General features: G+C 69.2%; 13 protein-coding genes. 4 read left to right on the top strand and 9 right to left on the bottom strand.

Annotation, left to right across the window (positions count from 1 at the left end; all coding sequences use genetic code 11):
- Positions 1-419 precede the first annotated feature (419 nt).
- Together FWJ67_RS08560 and FWJ67_RS08555 are read left to right on the top strand one after the other, a co-directional pair.
- On the top strand, positions 420-1,064 hold the full coding sequence (locus FWJ67_RS08560; RefSeq protein ID WP_304174091.1) for an L-ribulose-5-phosphate 4-epimerase: 645 nt from the start codon (positions 420-422) through the stop codon (positions 1,062-1,064).
- 29 nt (positions 1,065-1,093) lie between these two features.
- Positions 1,094-2,458 carry a sn-glycerol-1-phosphate dehydrogenase gene (locus tag FWJ67_RS08555; protein WP_414482702.1) on the top strand — a complete coding sequence of 455 codons (1,365 nt, stop codon included), beginning with the start codon at positions 1,094-1,096 and terminating at the stop codon, positions 2,456-2,458.
- Between the two features lie 160 nt (positions 2,459-2,618).
- Here FWJ67_RS08555 and FWJ67_RS08550 read toward each other — a convergent pair whose 3' ends face one another.
- The 9 genes from FWJ67_RS08550 to FWJ67_RS08510 form a co-directional block, all read right to left on the bottom strand.
- The gene (locus tag FWJ67_RS08550) at positions 2,619-4,037 is read right to left on the bottom strand and encodes an L-fucose/L-arabinose isomerase family protein (RefSeq protein WP_414482701.1); all 1,419 of its coding nucleotides are present in this window, start codon (positions 4,035-4,037) and stop codon (positions 2,619-2,621) included.
- 61 nt (positions 4,038-4,098) lie between these two features.
- The gene (locus FWJ67_RS08545) at positions 4,099-5,793 is read right to left on the bottom strand and encodes a ribulokinase (RefSeq protein WP_304173538.1); all 1,695 of its coding nucleotides are present in this window, start codon (positions 5,791-5,793) and stop codon (positions 4,099-4,101) included.
- Between the two features lie 15 nt (positions 5,794-5,808).
- Positions 5,809-6,789, bottom strand: coding sequence for an ABC transporter permease (locus FWJ67_RS08540; RefSeq protein WP_304173536.1), 981 nt, complete (start codon positions 6,787-6,789; stop codon positions 5,809-5,811).
- Positions 6,790-6,840: 51 nt separating this feature from the next.
- Entirely contained in the window at positions 6,841-8,337 is a 1,497-nt protein-coding gene (locus FWJ67_RS08535) for a sugar ABC transporter ATP-binding protein (protein ID WP_304173534.1), read from the bottom strand.
- Positions 8,338-8,405: 68 nt separating this feature from the next.
- The gene (locus tag FWJ67_RS08530; RefSeq protein ID WP_414482427.1) at positions 8,406-9,389 is read right to left on the bottom strand and encodes a substrate-binding domain-containing protein; all 984 of its coding nucleotides are present in this window, start codon (positions 9,387-9,389) and stop codon (positions 8,406-8,408) included.
- A gap of 695 nt (positions 9,390-10,084) precedes the next feature.
- Entirely contained in the window at positions 10,085-10,582 is a 498-nt protein-coding gene (locus tag FWJ67_RS08525; protein WP_304173530.1) for a DinB family protein, read from the bottom strand.
- A gap of 238 nt (positions 10,583-10,820) precedes the next feature.
- Entirely contained in the window at positions 10,821-11,846 is a 1,026-nt protein-coding gene (locus FWJ67_RS08520) for a LacI family DNA-binding transcriptional regulator (RefSeq protein WP_414482174.1), read from the bottom strand.
- A gap of 309 nt (positions 11,847-12,155) precedes the next feature.
- Positions 12,156-15,746, bottom strand: coding sequence for an AAA family ATPase (locus FWJ67_RS08515; RefSeq protein WP_414482703.1), 3,591 nt, complete (start codon positions 15,744-15,746; stop codon positions 12,156-12,158).
- On the bottom strand, positions 15,736-17,049 hold the full coding sequence (locus FWJ67_RS08510; protein WP_304173526.1) for a DNA repair exonuclease: 1,314 nt from the start codon (positions 17,047-17,049) through the stop codon (positions 15,736-15,738). Before FWJ67_RS08510 ends, FWJ67_RS08515 begins: the two co-directional genes overlap by 11 nt.
- Positions 17,050-17,206: 157 nt before the next feature.
- Here FWJ67_RS08510 and FWJ67_RS08505 point away from each other — a divergent pair, with 157 nt between their 5' ends.
- Positions 17,207-17,872, top strand: a complete 666-nt coding sequence (locus FWJ67_RS08505) for an HAD family hydrolase (protein ID WP_304173524.1) — start codon at positions 17,207-17,209, stop codon at positions 17,870-17,872.
- Positions 17,873-17,951: 79 nt separating this feature from the next.
- Entirely contained in the window at positions 17,952-18,947 is a 996-nt protein-coding gene (locus tag FWJ67_RS08500; RefSeq protein WP_414482173.1) for a 1-phosphofructokinase family hexose kinase, read from the top strand.
- Positions 18,948-19,145 lie beyond the last annotated feature (198 nt).

The raw sequence follows: 19,145 nt of genomic DNA, 5'->3' as shown, positions 1-19,145 counted from the left end.
GGTCATGGTGACGGCCGGGTCCAGGTTGTCCACATCACCCGATAGGCCGATCACCAGCACGTTGGGTGGCGTGGCTGCCTCCACTGGCCACCGTCCCCAGAAAAGCGCCACCCCTAGGAGCGTCACCCAAGCCAGGACACCCAGCATACCCCGGCGGCAACGGGGCCCGCCCATCCTCATCGCCTCCCGTGCAGGCTCACCCTTGGCCGACTGTTGGTAGGATTCACAGCATTGTAGCCAGTTCCTTCTGAATATTCGTTCGCTAGCTCCGGACAAGCTGAACCGGCAAGAGCCCAAAGACTTGAGACAGGTTCGGACCTTTCCCCCGGCGAAGGAGAAGAAAGACGAGGCTTGAGCACCAAAGGGGAGAGCCTTCGCCCGTCCCGGAAACCAGTACAGGTCAGGAAGGGGTTGGTACCATGCTGGAGGCTCTGCGCCAGGCAGTCTGGGAGGCGAACATCCGCCTGCCCAAGGAAGGGCTGGTCACCATGACCAGCGGCAACGCCTCAGGCCGGGATCCTGAGACGGGCCTCGTGGTCATCAAGCCAAGTGGAGTCCTCTACGACCAGATGACGCCCGAAGATCTGGTGATTGTGGACCTGGACGGGAACGTGGTCGAAGGGCACCTCCGGCCGTCGGTCGACACGGCCACCCACCTCTACATTTACCGGCACCGGTCCGACGTGGGCGGTATTATCCACACCCACTCGCCCTACGCCACTAGCTTCGCCGCCTTGGGCGAGCCCATCCCCGTGGTCCTCACCGCCATCGCCGACGAGTTTGGCGGCCCCATCCCCTGCGCACCCTACGCCCCTGTAGGCGGGGACGCCATCGGCAAGGCGGTGGTGGAACACATCGGCTCGTCGCCCGCCGTTCTGTTGAAGAGCCACGGTGTGTTCGCCATCGGGCCCGATGTCCACGCGGCCTTGAAGGCCGCGGTCATGGTGGAGGATGTGGCCAAGACCGTCCATCTGGCCATGTTGCGGGGCCGTCCTGAGCCCTTGCCCGACGAGGAGGTCGCCCGGGCGCACCGCGCCTATAAGGAGAAGTACGGCCAGCGCTGAAAGAGACCGACAGAAAGGGGCCCATCTCCATGCGGTTGGTGGAAGGCTTGACCGGCATCGAGGAGCCGCGGCCGGCGGACTTGGCTGGCCGGACGTTGGATTGCCCATGCGGCCGGCGCCACCAGGTGCCCATCGAGGCCCTGGTCACCGATCCCGGCGGCGTCCAGGAGGTGGGCCCTTTCCTCGCCCGAAAAGGTCACCGGCGGGTCTGGCTCATCGCCGACGAGCGCACCTTCGCCGCCGGTGGCTCCCAAGCTGAGGCCAGTTGCCGCGAGGCAGGGGTGGTCGTGAAAAAGACCATCCTCCCCGGTGAACCCATGCCCCATGCCGATAAAGAGGCTCTCGGTCGGCTCGCGTTCGACCTGGAGCCTGAGGCGCTACCGCTGATTGCGGTCGGGTCGGGAACTGTTTCGGATCTGGCGCGGTTTCTGGCGTATCGGACAGGAACCTTCTTCGTCACCGTCCCCACGGCTCCCAGCATGGATGGTTACACCTCTTCGGTGGCGGCCATGCTGGTCGACGGGGTCCGCATAACCTTTCCTGCCGCCCCGCCCAGGGCCATCTTCGCCGACCCCGACATCTACAGCCGTGCGCCCCGGGAACTCATCGCCGCGGGGTACGCGGAGATGCTGGGCAAGCTCACCGCTCTGGCGGACTGGCGCCTTTCGGCGGTCCTGAACGGCGAGTACCACTGCCCCCTGGCTGAAGAGCTGGTCACCGATGCGGCACGGCCGATCCTCGAGGATCCCGGTTCACCGGCCGTCTTGATGGAAGGGCTTCTCTGGGTGGGCCTGGCGATGCTCATGGTGGGCACCTCCCGTCCTGCCTCGGGCTCGGAGCATCACGTCGCCCACTATTGGGAGATGCGCGCGCTCTGGGAGGGCCGGGAGCCGTACGGACATGGCGAGCGGGTAGGCATCGCGACGGTGCTCATCCAGCACCTCTACGAGGAGCTGTTCGACCGGCATCGGGACCAGCTCGCGGAGCTCGCCGCCCGGGCCCAGGGGTCGGCCCACGGAACCGAGACCCAAATCCGCACCTGGTACGGGCCGGTGGCCGACGGGCTCCTGAAAGAACAAAGCTCGTGGGGCAGCAAGGCCTATGGCCCCCGTCCCTTGACCGCTGAGGGCCTGGAGGCGGCAGCCCAGGCGGTCCAGCCCTTCCGCCTCAGCCCCGACACTGCCTTGGCCTTCTTGGCCCGGGCCGGAGCTCCCCAGCATCCCTACGAGATCGACGTCTCGCCCGAACTGGTGGAGATCACCCTGCAGGCAGCCAAAGAGGTGCGGAACCGGTTCACCATCCTCCATCTCTTGAACGAGCTGGGGCTCTTGGAAGAGCTGAGCCAGGTGGTGGCGGGGAACGTGGCGACGGACCGGCGCCCAGGGGAGGCTTGAGTCGCTGAAGCCCCCACCCATGGCGCCAGGGATCGGCGGGCCGGGGTCCCGACCATGAGCTGGGCCACACGATGGCGTTCAACAAGAAGGGGAGGCGCCCCGCGCCTCCCCTGCTGACTTCCCATGGCCACGTCTTGGGCTTGCCGTCTAAGCCGCGGGCTTAGCCCCGGTGATGGTACACTTCCCACCCCAGGTACCGCTCCATCGCTTCCTGCACCGCGTCGGCCACCAGCGCCATGTTGATGGCAACGTGATGCTCGAAACCGTGCATGCAGATGTGGTGGAGCAATCCTTGGAAGTTGGGGATCTTCACCACGCCATACCCACCGAACGTGGAGAGGGGATCTCGGGTGAGCTCGCCCTCGCCGACGTAGGTGCGGATCGCTCCCGCCACATCGTCGGTGGCCACCCGCAGGTAGGTGAAGGGACCGGGCTTGATCCGGCCCACGATGGTCCCGTAGGTGTTTTCCTTGCCCACCGTGCCCGCGATAATGGCCTGGTAATCCATCGAGGCGTCCTCTTCGAAGATCTCCTTGGGCAGGTTGCTGCAGTGGAAGATGACGCCCTTGTCGGGATCGTCCCCGTAGTTGTTGTTCCAGTCGACAATGGCGCTCGGCCGCCCACTGGCCAGCTGGAGGACGTACATGCCCACCAGACCCGCCACGTCCACCTCGCACGCGGAAGGGAGGAACCCGTTGCTCATCATGCTCATGAGGGTGCAGGGAACCACGCCGAAGAACTGCTGCAAGGCGGTCCAGCACTGGATGGCCGTCCCGGTGAGCTCGTTCTCCGCCATCCACCGGTCCAGCACCACACCGAAGCGGGCCATCTTGGTGAGGGCTTCGGACGGAATCCCTTGGGTGGGGATGTACGCCTTGATGGCCTCCAGCTTTTCCTGGACGGTGGGGTCGTTGTCAGGCACCTGCTCCACCAACCCCAGAACCTCGCCCAGGTCGATGGGGACCACCGTAATGCCGGCCGCCTCCAGGATCTTCTCGCTGTAGCGGACGGTGTTGAAGGCGGCTGGCCGGGTGCCCACCGCACCCAACCGCACACCCCGGACACCGCGAACGACCCGGCAGACGGCGGCGAAACGGCGCAGGTCCTCCCGGAAGGAGGGGTCGTCGGGGCTGACGGTGTGCTTGGTGGTCAGGGAGAAGGGGATGCCGTACTGCCTCAGGTTGTTGCAGACGGACATCTTCCCGCAGAAGCTGTCACGACGGAACTCCACCGACATCTTGCTCACTTCGTCGGGAAACGCGTGGACCAAGACCGGGACATTCAGCCCCGAGAGCCGAATGGCGTCGGCCACGCTCCGTTCATCGCCAAAGTTGGGCAGGGTCACCAGAATGCCGTCGATCCGGTCCCGGTTGGCCTTGAAGACTTCCGCGCACTTCTTGGCGTCGGACCACTTCTCCACGGCCCCGAAGACCCGGGTCTCCTCCGGGTCGAGAATGACGGCGTCGATCCCTTCCTCTTCCAGGGCCTTCAGGATCTCCGCACGCCCCGTCTCACACAGGTGCGCCGGGAAAAAGTCGCGGTTGCCCACGATGACGCCCAAGGTCGTCCGACGGTTCATCTTCCTCTCCCCCCAGTTGGTCAAGGTTCACCGGCGACTGGATGCACCAAGCCGGCCTCGGTCAGCAGGCGGCTGGCTCGCCGCCCCGAATCCGGGCGCGCATGGCCTTGAGCCGCTTCATCACGTCGTTGGCGCCTCGGCCGAAGTGGTCGTGCAGCTGGACGTACTCCCGGTAGAGCTCCTCGTAGACCGCCTGCCGCTCCCGGTCGGGACGATAGACCACGTCCTTCAGCCCGGCCATCCGCTCGGCAGCCTCGGTAATGGTCCGGTACCCACCGGCCTCCGGCCCCGCCGCCACCGCGCCGAACATGGCCGCGCCCAGGGCCGGCGCCTGGCTGGACCGGGCCACCTTGATGGTCCGCCCCGTCACGTCCGCGTAGATCTGCATCAGGAGCTGGTTCCGCTCCGGAAGGCCGCCGCAGGCGTAGAGCTCCTCGATGGCCAAACCCCGGGCCTCGAACGCGTCGATGATCACCCGGGTGCCGAAGGCGGTCGCCTCGATGAGCGCCCGGTAGATCTCCTCGGGCGTCGTCGAGAGGGTCAGCCCCACCATCAGCCCCGTCAGGTCCGCATCGACCAGCACCGACCGGTTTCCGTTCCACCAGTCGAGGGCGAGGAGCCCACTCTCCCCGGGCTGGAGGCGGCTCGCCTTCTCCTCCAGGAGCTGGTGGACGCTGATTCCCCGACGTCGGGCCTCCTCGGTGGCGCTCGCAGGGACCCCCTGCGCCACATACCAGCCGAAGATGTCGCCCACCGCCGACTGCCCCGCCTCATAGCCGTAGAAGCCGGGCAGGATCCCGTCCTCCACCACCCCGCACATGCCCTCCACCTCCACCTGTGCCTCGCCCAGGACCAGGTGGCAAATGGAGGTGCCCATCACCATCACCATCTTGTTGGGGGTGACCACTGTCGTGGCCGGCACGGCCACGTGGGCGTCCACATTCCCCACCGCCACCGCCGTGCCCGGTTTGAGCCCCAACTTCTCCGCCATGGCCGGGGTGAGCCCCCCCGCCCGGCTCCCTTGGGGCAGGATAGTGCGGGACATCTTCTCATCGACGATGTCCGCCAGGCGGGGATCCAACGCCGCAAAGAACTCCCGGCTCGGAAAGCCCTCCCGCTTGCTCCAGATGGCCTTGTACCCAGCCGTGCACGCATTGCGGGTCTCCACGCCCGTCAGCTGCCAGATCACCCAGTCGGTGGCTTCGATGAGCCGGTCGGCCGCCTCGTAGATCGCCGGCGCCTCATCCAGGATCTGCCAGGCCTTGGGGAAGAACCACTCGGAGGAGATCTTCCCGCCGTAGCGGCCCAGGAAGGTCTCCCCCCGTTCCCGGGCGATGGCGTTCAGCCGGTTGGCGTAAGGCTGGGCCGAATGGTGCTTCCAGAGCTTCACCCAGCTGTGGGGGTTGGCCCGGTACTCCTCCAGGAAGCAGAGGGGGGTGCCGTCCGCCTTGACAGGCAGCATGGTGCAGGCGGTAAAGTCAATGCCGATGCCGATCACCTGCTCGGGGGCCACCCCGCTCTCCCGCAAGACCTGGGGGATGGTCACCTCCAGGGTACGGAGGTAGTCCGCCGGGTCCTGAAGGGCTGTGTCCGGCGGCAACGGCACGCCCAACCCAGGCAACTCCCGGTCGATGACACCGTTGGCGTACTCGTAGACGGCCGTCGCCACCTCTTCCCCCGTGGCCACGTCCACCAACACCGCGCGCCCCGACAGGGTCCCGAAGTCGATCCCGATGGTGTACCGGCTTTGCTCCACGCCTGTCCCCTCCCCTTACCGGCGGCGCTGGGTCGAGTACTGGCCGATGATCACCGCAATGATGACCACGATGCCCAAGACCAGCTCTTGCAGGTAGGCGCTGACGCCCATGAGGACCAAGCCGTTCCGCACCACCGCCATGATGAGCGCACCCATGAAGCCGCCGATGATGGAGCCAACGCCGCCCATGAGGGAGGCGCCGCCGATCACCGCGCCGGCGATGGCCTGCATCTCAAAGCCCTGGCCCTGGGTGGGCGTGGCGGTCCCCAGGTACGACAAGGAGATGATGGCGGCCAGACCCGCCGCGACCCCGGTCAGAATGAAGCCGATCACCTTCACCCGGTCGGTGGGGATCCCAGCCAACCGGGCCGCCTCCTTGTTGCCACCGGTGGCGAAGACCTTGTACCCGAAGCTCGTCACGTGGAGCAGGTAGTAGGCGGCCACCCCCGCCAGGATGAACCAGATGGCCGGCGCGGGGATGAGGCCCCACAACCGGGGCGCCCCCGTGATGGTGTAGAAGGTCTCAGGAAGCCGCACCGAAGCGGGCGAGCCGCCCGATAGCACCAAGGCGACGCCCCGGTAGACCATCATCATACCGAGGGTGACGATAAACGACGGGATCCGAGCCTTGACGGTCATGAGACCGTTCAGCACACCCATGGCCGCCGCGACCAAGAGACCGATCAGGCTGGCGAGCCAGATGTTCACGCCTGAGTTGAACAGGGTCGCGACCAGAATCCCGATCACGGCGTACATGGAGCCGACGGACAGGTCGAACTCCTGGCTGATGATCAAGATGGTCATGGCCAGGGTGATGATCCCCACCACCGAGACCTGGCGCATGACGTTCAGCAAGTTCAGGCTGGTGAAGAAGGTCGGGGTGGCCAGGCTGAAGAAGACGACCAGAAGCACCAGGGCCAGCAGAACCCCGGCCTCCCGCTTCTGCAGCAAGCCGGGGAGCTGCCCCGCCCGGCGTGTGCCAGTTTGCGTTCCCATCTCGATCCTCTCCCTCGAAAACCTCTGCTCCTCCGGTCGGTCAGCCGCCGCTCACTTGGATGTCGCCAAGGCCAGGACGCGCTCTCGGGTCGCCTCCTCAGCGGTGAGGGTTCCGACCACGCGCTTGCGGGTCATGACCAGCACTCGATCCGCCAAGGCCAGCAGCTCGTCGAGATCCGAAGAGATGAGGATGACCGACAGCCCCTGGGCCACCAACCGGCGAATGAGCCGGCGAATCTCAGCCTTGGAGCCCACGTCGATGCCCCGAGTCGGTTCATCCAGGATCAACACCGACGGCTCCGCGTTGAGCCAGCGTGAGAGGAGCACCTTCTGCTGGTTCCCGCCGCTCAGATAGCGAATCCCCTGATCCAGACCCGCCGCCCGGATGTTCAGGGCCTGGACCGCCTGCTCGCCCCGCTCCCGGGCTGCCTGGCGGTCGATCCGCCCCAGAGCCCCGGTGATCCGGTCGATGATCACCGAGATCAAGTTGTCTTCTACGTCCATCTCCCAGAAGAGGCCCAGGTTCCGCCGGTCTTCGGTGAGGTAACCAATCCCCAGCTCGATGGCCTGCCGGGGTGATGTGATCCGAACCGGCTGGCCCTTCAGGCGGATCTCGCCCTCCGTCGCCGGGTGGACGCCGAACAGGCACTGGGCCAGCTCCGTCCGACCGGCTCCTTGAATGCCGGCCAAGCCCAGAATCTCCTGGCGGTGGAGCTGGAAGGAGATGTCCTTCAACCCCGTGGTCGCCTGGCCCAAGTGCCGCACGTCCAGGATCACTTCGGACTGGGGCGCCCGGTTGCTCGCCGCCCGCTCATCGACCGCAATCTCGCCGACCATCATCCGGACCACATCGGCGGTGGTGAGCTCTGACGTGGGTCGGGTGGCCACATGCCTGCCGTTGCGGAGCACCGTCACCGCATCGGTCAGCTCCATGACTTCGCTCAAAATGTGGCTGACAAAGATGATGGTGGTGCCCTCCCGCTGCAGGGTGCGAAGGACCTGGAAGAGGGTTTCCACTTCACCCGGCGTGAGGGCCGCCGTCGGCTCGTCCAGAATGAGCAAGCGGCACTCCCGGGAGAGGGCCTGGACGATGCACGTCAGCTGCTGCTCGGCGACGCTCAACTCCCCCACCAACCGCCGCGGGTCGAGGCCCGTCTGCCCGATCCGCTCGAGGAGCTCCGTGGTACGGGCCTCCATCGCCGGGAGATCGACCCGCCCTCCTGGCTTGCAGATGGGGTGGCCGAGGAAGACGTTCTGCGCGACGGTTAGATTGGGACAGAGGGGAATCTCCTGGTGGACGACGGCGATGCCAGCCTGGTGGGCCTCCGCAGGCGATGTGGGTGCCCACGGCTTGCCCTGGAAGATGACTTCACCCTTGTCCTTGGTGTAGACACCGTCCAGGATCTTGATGAGGGTGGATTTGCCGGCACCGTTCTCGCCGACCAACCCATGGATGTGCCCCTCCTCGACGGAGAAGCTCACGTCGTCTAGGGCCTGCACGCCTCCGAAGCGTTTCGAGACACCGCGGAGTTCCAGGATTGCAGCCATGGCTCTTGCCCCCCATCCATCGACAGGGCGGGCCAGGCCGGGTCACCCGGCCCGGCCCGCCAGCCCGCTTACCGGTAGCCCGCCTCAGACAGGGCGATCACATCGTGGACGTTGCTCGCATCCACGACGGTGGCCCCGGTGTCCACGTTCGAGGGGGCAATGCCGTACTTGAGGTAGAGGTAGAGACCCACGACCGGGTAGTAGCCCTGCAGGTACGGGGTCTGGTCGATGGTGAAGTGGGTGTAGCCGTCAATGATGTTCTGCAGCGTCGCGGGCGCCAGGTCCCAACCGCCGGACACGATCTGGCCCTTGAGGCCCAGGTTGCGGATGGCCGTCCCCTGCGCCGACGTGCCCGTCTGGTCGACGCTGAAGATGCCCTTGGCGTCCGGATTGGCCAGGAGCCAGCTCTCGAAGGTCGACACCGCCACGGTCAGGTCCGCCGTGGTGTGGAGGATGTCGTACTGGATGTCGGTCTGGTCCAGGATGTCCCTGACACCCTTCAGCCGGTCCTGCAGGGACAGGTGGCCCAGGTCCTCCATGCCGATGGCGATCTTGCCGGAGGTGCCGACGAGCTCCACAATCTTCCGCCCCAGCACTTGCCCGGCCTCAAAGTCCCGCTGGCCCACGTACGCCAACCGCGCGTTGTCGCCGGAGGTGTCATCCACGTTGGTGGCGATGACGGGAATCCCCTGGCGAATGGCGTTGGCCACGGGCGCGTCGAACGCGTTCAGGTCAGGCAGGGTGGCGATGATGCCGTCCACACCCGACTGGATCGCGTTCTCCATGATGCTCACCTGTTCCTCAACGTTGAACAGGTGGGGACCCATGTGCCGGACGCGGATCTCCACACCCTCGGCCAGGGAGATGGCGCGAGCCGCATCCTGGGCCCCTTTCACCAGCGGAACCCAGAAGGGGATGGTCGCGCTGTGGGTGATGATGACGAAGTCGTAGGTCGTCTTCTCCTGGGCGGAAACTCCAGGCGTCCAGCCAGCGAAGAGGAGCGTGGCGGCCAGCACGGTCGTCAGCACGCCATAGAGAGCACGCTTCCGCACCATGGTAACCTCCCTACTCACGTTGAGTTCCCTTTCCAGCCCAACGCCCGGGCAGCCAGCTCAAGCGTCGGGCGTACCAACTCCCCGAGGGCATCGCTGCCCTTGCGGCCAACCGACGTCATGTGCCGTTCCAACATCCACGTGCGGTCTCCAGCGGAGAGCAAGCCTCCCCCTCCGCCTCACCGTCGAGCCGGAAAGGGCGAGGCATCCCGCTCTCTCCGCGGCCCTCAACGTTACCGACACGCCGCATTCCATCTGTTCGGTATTGCCCCACCTTTGTCCTGCTCGGGGAACTATTGTATTCAAAGATGCATGTCTCTCGCGATAAGGCCCCTCGCCAGACCGGTGGGTTCAGCCCATCCTTTGGGGCCAATAAGAAGCATGGAAACGGGATTGTGCGGGATTTCCCGGAGCGCGCTGAGCGCCTCCCGGAATCACGACTCCCTGCGGTCCTTCTCCCCCGGTGAGCCGGCACGAGCTTCTTCTTCGACGCCCGGACGGGCTCTTGACGCTTCCAGACGTCCGCGATCCCCGCAACGTTACCGATCCCCGGCGCGCCACCGGGGCGTCTCGGGCGAGTTCCCGCCCCGAGGCGCCCCGGTGTTGACCCTTGGATCACCCGCCACCAGGGAGGCTGGCACCGGCGAGGTGGCACCGCCTCGCGGCGGGCCTGGCCCGAGGTGACCGGGCCCGGCTCACCCCCTGGCATCCAGGGCGATTTGACGGATCGCCCCCAAGTGGTACCCCGTGTGGGCAAGATGGCCCAGCATCCCGGTGAGGGTCACGTCGTCGTCCAGCCAGGTGTCGTCGGCGGCGAGCACCTCCCGGACGGCTTCGTAGGCCCGCCTCAAGCCCGCCTTGATCTCGTTCCACCGCGCCTCGTCCACCGAGCGGATAGTCCAGCTCTGGGTCCAGTCAGCGGTGGTGTACGCCTCCTGGTCCCCCCGAAGCGCCCGGTTGGCCAGCTCCAGGCAGTACCGCAGGTGATCCGCGTGGGCCGCGAGGGTCGCCCGTCCAGGCTTTGGAGGCGTCGAGGCCATCTCCGCCGAGATGCTGTCCAACAGGGGAAGCACCCCCGACTGGGGGCCCCTGTCGAGGAACCACGCGTACTCTCCCTGGGGGCCAAGCAGAGCCTCATCGAGCACCGTCAGCACCGCCTGCCGCAGGCGATCCACCGCCCTGGTCTGCGCCATACCCGCACCACTCCCTCCGCGTCCTGGTTTTCTGGCGGGGCCAGCCGCCGGACGGGCGCGACTCGCGGCCCGCCTGTCGTTATTGGACATTCTGGACCCTGACAACAGTCTGTCAAGGTGCCATGAACTTGGTCGCCGCGGGGCGCCCAGGGCGGCAGGTGCCCTGGAGCGCCATGGGCGCGGGGTGGCGTCAAGGCGAGATCGTTGGCTCACACGGGAAGCGGCTCTGCAGATGGGCTCAGGAGGACTCGCGGATCACCAGCTGGGGCGGGAGCACGGTTAAGCCCACCTGGGGCTGGTCTGTCGAGGAGCTGCCGATCATGCCCAGCAACATGTGGGCCGCGACCTGACCGAGCCGGGTCTTGGCAATGTGGACCGTGGTGAGGGCAGGCTCCACAATAGCAGCCAGGTCGATATCGTCATAGCCGATCACGGCCACGTCCTCAGGGATCCGGAGCTTGGCTTGCCGCAAGGCCCGGATGGCGCCAAAGCTCACGTAGTCACTGAAGCAGGCGACGGCGGTGAAGCGGACCCCGGACGCCAGGGCCTGCTGGATCGCCGCGTAGCCCCCCGACGAGCGGGCATCGGTATTGATCACCAGGGACGGGCGGAAGGGGATGCCCGCCGCTTCCAGGGCGTCCTGGTACCCCCGCAGGCGGAGCTTGGCACTGGAGTTGTAGGGCGGGCCGTTCAGGAAGAGGATCTCCCGGTGCCCCTGGATGATCAGGTGCTCCACCCCCAGACGGGCGCCTTCCCGGTCATCGTTGACCACCGCCGGCACATCCAGCCCCTCGAAGTAGCGGGCCACCAGCACGAAGGGCACGTGTCGTTGCATCAGGTAGCGGACGGTCGCCTCCGACTGCTGGGTGGGGGTGATGAGGATCCCGTCCACCTGGCGCTCCACCAGGGTCCGGACGGCCTGCTCCTCCCGGTGCTGGTTCTCCTCAGAGTTGGCCAGAATGATGCTGTACCCCTCCGTCGCGGCCGTCCGTTCAATGCCTTCCGCGACCTCCGCGAAAAAGGGGTTGGCCAGATCGGCCACCACCACCCCTAAGGTGGCGGTCTTCTGCTGGCGAAGCCCCCGGGCCACCTGGTTGGGCCGGTAGTCGAGCTGGGCCGCCACCGCTTGCACCCGGGCCCGAGTCGCCTCGCTCACGTCGGGCTTCCCATTGAGGGCCCGGGACGCCGTGTTGATCGAAACTCCCGCCGCCCGAGCGACATCGCGCAGGGTCACCCGGCGGGTACGCGCCTTCGAGGGCTGCACCGGCCAGCCTCCAGTCCTTGCTGTGATAACGTTCCCGGCACGGAGTCGAGCGTCAAAAGGGCTTGCACCCGGCTTCCCCTTGCCGCCTCTAGTATAGGGTCTCCCCCAGGTCCCGGCAACTCAAGGGGGCTGGCCCCGTCTGTCCCCGGTTGGTCCCAGCTCGCCGGGGAGCATCGCTCGCTGGCCGGTTCGGTAACGATCCCGGTCCGAGACGGCCCAGAGAGGCGGCGAGGGCCCCTGGTGCTCCACCACCCCGGGTGCGCCTGCTGACCGCCTGCTCCTGGTCCAGACTCCGCAGGGGCGGCGCGCTCACCCTTCCGCCCCCACCACCGCCGCCACCAGCCGGTCCACGTGCTCCCGGGTCAAGAGCCCTGATCCCAAGGCGGGCGCGGCCGCGACCAGGGCATAGCTGGAGAGGCGCTCCGGCGCCAAGGGCTCCCGCTCATCCAGGTAGCCCTCGTCCCGGAGGAAGCTCCGGAGCTGCTCCAGCTTGTCCTGCCGGAAGTGGCGGAGCTCGCCGGCGGCCAACGCCTCCACCAGCCGCCGGGCGTCGCCTCCCACCCGCTGGGCCAGTCGACTCGCCCCGTCCAGGAACCGTTCGCTCACCGCTCCGGAAGCCGCCAAGACCCCCCGGTCCACGGGCCGGCCCCGGCCGACCCGCCAGGCCTCCACCACCGCGGCAAGCACCCGGGCCGCGGCCTGGGCCTTCTGGTGCAGCCGCCGGCCCCGGCCGGGCAGCATCGCCTCCAGCCCAGCCTCCCCCAGGGCTTGAAGCTGGCCCCAGCGCTCCAGGCCCAGGCTCAGGAGACGGTACAGATCCTCCCCGTCATCCAGGAGGTGCCAGAGGTGGACCTGGCCCGGAGCATCGTGATGGGGCGAAAGGCCCGGGACCCGGAGCCGCCGGCCGTACTCGGCGTAACTCAGCCCTTCTGGAGGCGGCGGCTCGGGGCGGCTGGGCCCCGGCGCCGGCAGCGGCCGCAAGGTGGCCGCCTCCTCCCGCTTGAGGCCCTCCAGATCGAGCAGGCGGAAGGGAACCCCCGCCCCCTCCAGCACCGCCTGCCACTTGGCCACCTCATCCAACTGCGCGGTGAAGTAGAAAATCTGCCGCCCCTGGCGGGCGAGGGCGACCACCGCCTCCATCACCGCCTGGGCCCGCTCGTCATCGCTGTTGGCCAGCACCTCATCGAAGATGAGCGGGAGCCGGGCGCCCTGCTCCTGGGTCTCCACAAAGGCCACCCGCACCGCCAGGAGGAGCTGCACCCGGGTGCCGCTGGAGAGCTCATCCAGCGCGCGGCCCTCGCCCGTGGCCGTCTCCAAGGCCCGAAAAGCGGGCGGGTCCCCCTCCTCCAGCTCCAAAGTGTATCGGCCCTTGGTCACCGTGTGGAGGAGCTCCCTGGCCCGGTGGAAGACCTGGGGCCGCTCGCTCTCCCGGCTGTGGGCCTGCACCAGCCCGGCCAGCCACGCCCCCAGGGTCGTGGCCGCCTCCTTCCGGAAGAGGTCGAGCACCTGCTCCCGGGCCGCATCCTCCTCGGCCAAGGCCTCTTCCAGGTCGTGGGCCGCCTTGGCCTGCCGGATCCGCTCCTGGATGCGGACCATCTCCTCCCGGAGGTGCTGCTCCTCATCGGCCTGGCGTCGGGCCACCTGCTGCGCCAGGCGGAGTTCCTCCAAGCTCCGCTCGGGGAGGCTGTCCGGATCGAGGCCCAGGGCGGCCAGCTCTTCTCGTGCCCGCTCCAGCCGCCACGAAGCTTCCTCCCACGCCTTCTGCAGCGCCCGGTACCGCTCCAGGTCGGCCACCGCCTGCCGCAGAGCCGCCTCGGCCGCCGGATCGTCCCCGTCCAAACCCAGGCGCTGGAAGAGCTCCTGCCGTTCCTGGCGGAGGCGGCGCACCTCCGCCTCCTTGGCCCGGGCCTGCTGGAGGGCCTCCCGCTCGGCCTGCCGGGCCTTTTCCCAGCGCTCCCGCCGGGCCTCCAGCCCGGCCAAGGCCCCGGCCAGGGCCTCCCGGGTTTCCAAGGCCGCGTACCCGTAGGGGGCCAGCGCCGCCGCCTGCTGGGCCATCACCCGGTCCCGTTCGGCCTCCGCGTCCAGGAGGGCCGCCCGCACCTCCTCCACCCGGCCCTGGGCCGACTGCCAGGCCGCGATCCGCTCGGCCAGCCAGACACCGTCGGCGGCCGGCAGGCTGGTGGCCAGCCCCAGCTCGGCCAGGAGAGCCTCCCACCCCTGCCGCCAGCCCTCCAGACGGGACTCCACCTCAGCCAGCTGGCGGGAGAGCTCCTGGTGCCGGGCCTGCCGGTAGGCCTCTTCCTTGGCCCGGGCCAGGTCCTCCAGGAGGTCCGCGAGGAGCCCGGCCACCCCGTCCGGGCTCCAGCCGGCGGGCTCAGGCAGGCCCAGCGCCCGGTACTGAGCCACCAACGTCCCCCGGAGATCCTCCGGGGCGGCGAAGAGCCAGCGGGCCACACCCCAGGCCAGGGCCAGCCCCGCCCCGGCCGCCACCAACCCAACAAGCAGGGCGCCACCGCCCAAGACCAGCCCCGCCAGGGTCGCCGCAACCCCGACCAGGGCCACCCCGAGGGCTTGCCGCCGGTGCTGGGCGTGCTGGGTGGTGTCGGGCGTCCGGAGCCAGCGGCTCAGGAGGTCCATCCCCTGCCAGAGGCGGCGTTCGTCGGGCCCTTCGTCGCCGGGCCCCTCGCCGGCCCTCGCGAACCGGGCCCGTTGGGCCTCCAGGCTCCGCCGCTCCTCTTCCAGAGCCTGGCCTTCCGCCGCCGCCTGGTGCAGGGTTTGGAGGGCTTCCCGGTTCAGCGTGGCCAGCCGCCCCACCTCCACCTCGCCCCCCAGCCGGCGGCTTTCCGTCTCTAGGGCCTCCTCGGCCTGAGCCAGCTGCCGCTGGAGCTCCCGGCACTCCCGCTCCCGCTCCTCCAGGCTCTGGTGGCGCTCCCGGAGCTGGTGCAGTTCCTCCAGGGAGAGCCCCCCTTCGGGCAACCCCTGGGCCTCCCGGAGTTCCACCGCCTGCTGCCGGGCCCGCTCCGCCGCCTGCCGGTCAGCCTCGGCCTCCCGCTGGGCCGCCTCCAGGCGGGCGAGGCGATGGATCTCATCGCCCGTTAGGGCCTCCATCCACGGGGGGAAGGCGTCTAGCGCCCGGCGCCGTTCGGCCTCCACGGCCCGGCTTTCGGCCAGCTCGATCCAGCGGTCCAGCCGGTGGGCCTCCTCAGCGGCGGCCGCCGCCTCGGCCGCGCCCGCCTCCAAGGCGGCCAGGCGCTGCTCCGCCTGCTGGAGCTGCTCCTGCTCTCGCTGGGCCCGCTCCACTTTCTGGCGGGCGGCTTCCAGCGCCTTGCCCGCCTTCTGGTGGCCCCCGGGACGCTGCCCAAAGCCCAGCCGCTGGGCGGCTTCGGCCACGTCGTACCCGCCCGCCGACTCCCGCACGATCTGCCCGGCGAAGGCAGCGTCATCCACGTGGAGGAGCTCGGTCAGGGAGAGGCGGTACCGGTGCCGGGCCAGCTCCCCGGGGAACGAGGGCCGCTCCGCCGGCCGGCCGTGCCGCTGCCACACCTGGCGGGTGTCCTCCAGCTCCACCGTCCACCGCTCGTTCCCCAGCCGGAACCGGCCAAAGAGGGCATCCCCGGGCTGGAAGGCCTCGTTGGGCCAAAGGAGCGCCTCGATGGCCCGGGCCGTCGTGGTCTTCCCCGCCCCGTTGGGCCCGTAGATCACGTTGATCCCTTCCGAGAGCCCATCGAGGGTGAAGCCCTGCCGGCGGAAGCCGGGCATCCGGCGGATCTCCAGCCGCTCCAAGGCGAACTGGGGCCGCGCCCCACCGTCTGCCCCGCCCTCGGCCCGTGGGGCGACCGCCTCGGGGAACACCCCTCGGACAACCTCTTGGGAACGCTCTTGGGACCCTTCAGGCTTCACCCGCCGCAAAGGGCTCACCCCCTCCGCCCTGGGCCAGGAGCTCGTCCAACAGGAGCCAGCCCTGCCGCTCCACCAGCCGGGCCAGCGCCTCATCATCGGGCGCCACCTCGGCCGCCGGATCCCGATCGAGGAGCCCGTAGGGCGGCCGGCCGGCCAGCCCCTTCAACACCGTGCGGGCCTCGGTGAGGAGCTCCGCTCGCTGGGGGGACGCCTCCCCCTCCTGGAGGATGAGGAGGAGCCGGGCCAGCACCGCCGGCGGCCCGCTTCCCGCGGCCAGCCCCGCCAAGTCCCACACGGGCCGGGTATCCACCACCACCGACTCCACCGTCGCCACCGCCTGGCCCCGCCGGATGGCGAGATCCTCCACGGCCGGCTCGATGGCCCGGGCCACCCGCCGGTGCAGCCGGGTCCGGCCCGTTGCCCGGATCCGGCAGAGGAGGTGCTGGAGGTGCTCCCCCGCCTCCACGAGCACCCCCTCCAGCCGCTCCCGGACCGCCTCCGCCACCCGGGGGCGGATCGCCTCTTCGGTCTCCACACCGGTCAGATCCACCTCGACCACTTCGTAGCGGACCCTGGAGCGGGGCAGGTGCTCAAAGCGGAGGCGTCCGTCGCCCCCCACCTCCAAGAGCCACGGGCCATGAGGCCCCGGTTCCTTGGGGCTCAGGGCCAGGGGCGAGCCGGGATAGAGGAGGTCCGCGCCCGCCCCGGCGGAGATGAGCCGGGGGCTGTGGATGTGGCCCAAAAGCCACGCCACGGGGCCGGCCTGCCGGAGCCCTTCCATGGTGAGGGGCGCGTAGTGGCTGCCCGGCTGGTCCAGATCACCGTGGAGAAGCCCCAGCCAGAGGCCCTCCCTCGGCGGCGCGAGCGCGTACGCCGCCAAGGGATCGGACGTGACATGCTCCCTGGGGAAGGACCAGCCGTCCAGGTGGACCGTCCCGCCCTTCGTGGCCAGGGTGACCCGCTCCCAGCGGCCCCCCGCCCCGATGAGGTGGAAGTTCCCCGGGAAACTCTCGGCCAGGCGGGGAAGGACGTCGTAGTCGTGGTTGCCCGCCACGGCCGCGACGGGGATGCGGGCCCGGGCCAGCGCGTCCAGCCCCGCCTCCAGGGGGCCGAAGGCCTCGAAGTACCGGTTGTCCCGGTCCACCACATCCCCCGTCAAGACCACCAGATCCACCGAGCGCTCCAAAGCCAGGGCGACCAGATCCTGCCATGCCTGGGCCGCGCTCAACCCGACGCCCGCCTCGGGCGGCAGGCGGGTCGGGCGCCGTCCGATATGGAAATCTCCGGCACAAAGAATCTGCACAGGCTCTCCCCCGCAGGGCCTTGCGGGCCCATCCAGTCTCTGGATGCCTTCGTGGGCGCCGAACGCCCCTCCTGCCCCGGGGGCACCAGCCCGCCCGCCTTTACGGGGTGGGGCCCTCCGGGTAGAATGGGGCCAGGTTTCAAACGGAGGGGACGCCATGCCTGCAGCGATCTTCGACATGGACGGGGTTCTGGTCGACAGCAACCCGGCCCACTTCCAGGCCTGGAAGGCTTTCGGCAAGCAGTACGGCATCGAGATTGACGAGGCCACCTACGCCAAGTACATCAATGGCCGGCGGAACGATGAGTTTCTCGAAGAGCTCTATCCGGGCCGGTGGAGTTACGAGGAACGGCTCCGCATCGCGGCCGAGAAGGAAGCCTTCTACCGGGAGCACTTGGCCGCCCAGGTTCCGCCGGTGCCGGGCGTGGTGGAGACGATCCGGGCCCTGGCCGAGCGGCAGGTGCCCTTGGCCGTCGCCACCTCCGGGCCCCGGGAGAATGCGGAGCTCATCACCGAGCAGCTGGGCGTGCGGCCCCTGTTCCAAGTCCTGGTCAGCGGCCACGATGTGCCCCTGGCCAAGCCCGATCCCACCATCTTCCTGGAGGCGGCCCGCCGGTTGGGCGTCCCGCCGGCCCAGTGCGTCGTCTTCGAGGACAGCCCGGCGGGCGTGGAGGCGGCCATCCGCGCGGGTGCCTACTGCGTGGGCCTGGCCACCAGCGAGCCGGCTGAGGTCTTGAAGGCCAAGGGCGCCCACGACGTGATCAGCGACTTCACCCGCCTCGACCTTGAGGCGCTCCTGGCCCGCCTGGCCGGCCGGGCATGAGCCTGCAGGCCCGTCCCGGCTTGGGCCTGGCCCCGCCCGTCACCCTGGGGAAGGTGACCTTTCCAAAGGAGGCCCGACCATGATCCTCGTCGTCGGCCCCAACCTGGCCATCGACCACACCGTGGATGTGCCCGGCTTCCAAACGGGGCGGATCTTCCGGACCGGACGGAGCCTGGCCGTGGCCGGGGGCAAGGGGGCCAATGTGGCCCGAGCCCTCCGCGCCTTGGGCGCTCCCGTCCATCTGGTGGGTCTGGTCGCCGGATGGGCGGGGCGCTTCATCCGGGAGAACCTGGCCGACGAAGGGATTCCCGCCACCCTGGTGGAGGTGGGCGGCCTCTCCCGGACCTGCACCCTCATCGTCGACAGCCACTCGGGCGACGCCACGGTGATCAACGGAGAGGGCGACCTGAGCCTCACCCCAGAGCAGCGGGCCAAGCTGGACCGGGTTCTGGATGCCTGGATCCCCAAGGCCCGGGTGGTGGTCTGCAGCGGCAGCCTCCCCCCCGCCCTGCCCGACGCCTTCCATGCCCAGGTGGTGGAGCGGGCCCGCCGGGCCGGCGCCATCACCATCGTCGATGCGAGCGGCGAGCCCCTCCGCCTGGCGGTGGAGGCTCGCCCCCACCTGATCAAGCCCAACCGGAGCGAGCTGGAGACCTTGGCCGCCCTCGACGGGGCGGCCGATCCCGCCTCCCTCGAGCCCGAAGTGGCAGCCGACGGCGCCGATCCCGGGAATCTGGACCGCCTGGTCGCCCTGGCCCAGGACCTGCTCCGGCGGGGGGTGGGCCAGGTGGTGGTCTCCCTGGGCGCGGCGGGCGCCCTGGCCGTCACCCCCCAAGGCGTGTGGCGGGGCCGCGCCCCCCAGGTGCCGGTGGTCGACCCCATCGGCGCGGGAGACAGCATGGTGGCCGCGCTGAGCGCGGGGCTGTACGAAAACCTGGGCTGGCCCGAGCTGCTGGCCCGGGCCATCGCCGCCGGCTCCACCGACGTGACCACCTTCGGCGGCGGCCTCATCCAGCCTGAGACCTTCGCACGGCTCCGCCAGGAGGTAACCGTCTCCCCGCTCGGGCCGGCGTGATGGGGAGCAGGCCTAGAGTCCGCTCCCGGTGGGCAGACTCTTGCCCAGGGAGGCTGCTCGCGTCATGGGCGTTCCGTTCCCGGCGGGCAGATCCCCGGCCTGGCAGAGCGGCATCCCGCAAGACGAGAGGCGGACGCTCCCCTGCCAGGCCGTCCTTTTGGAGGGTTTAGGCTCCAGAGGGTCGCTCCGGGGCGGTCG

The organism is Limnochorda sp. (assembly GCF_047459355.1).
GTDB lineage: Bacteria > Bacillota > Limnochordia > Limnochordales > Limnochordaceae > Limnochorda.
The sequence above is the reverse complement of the archived record's forward strand: the minus strand, read 5'-3'. Positions and strand labels throughout refer to the sequence as shown.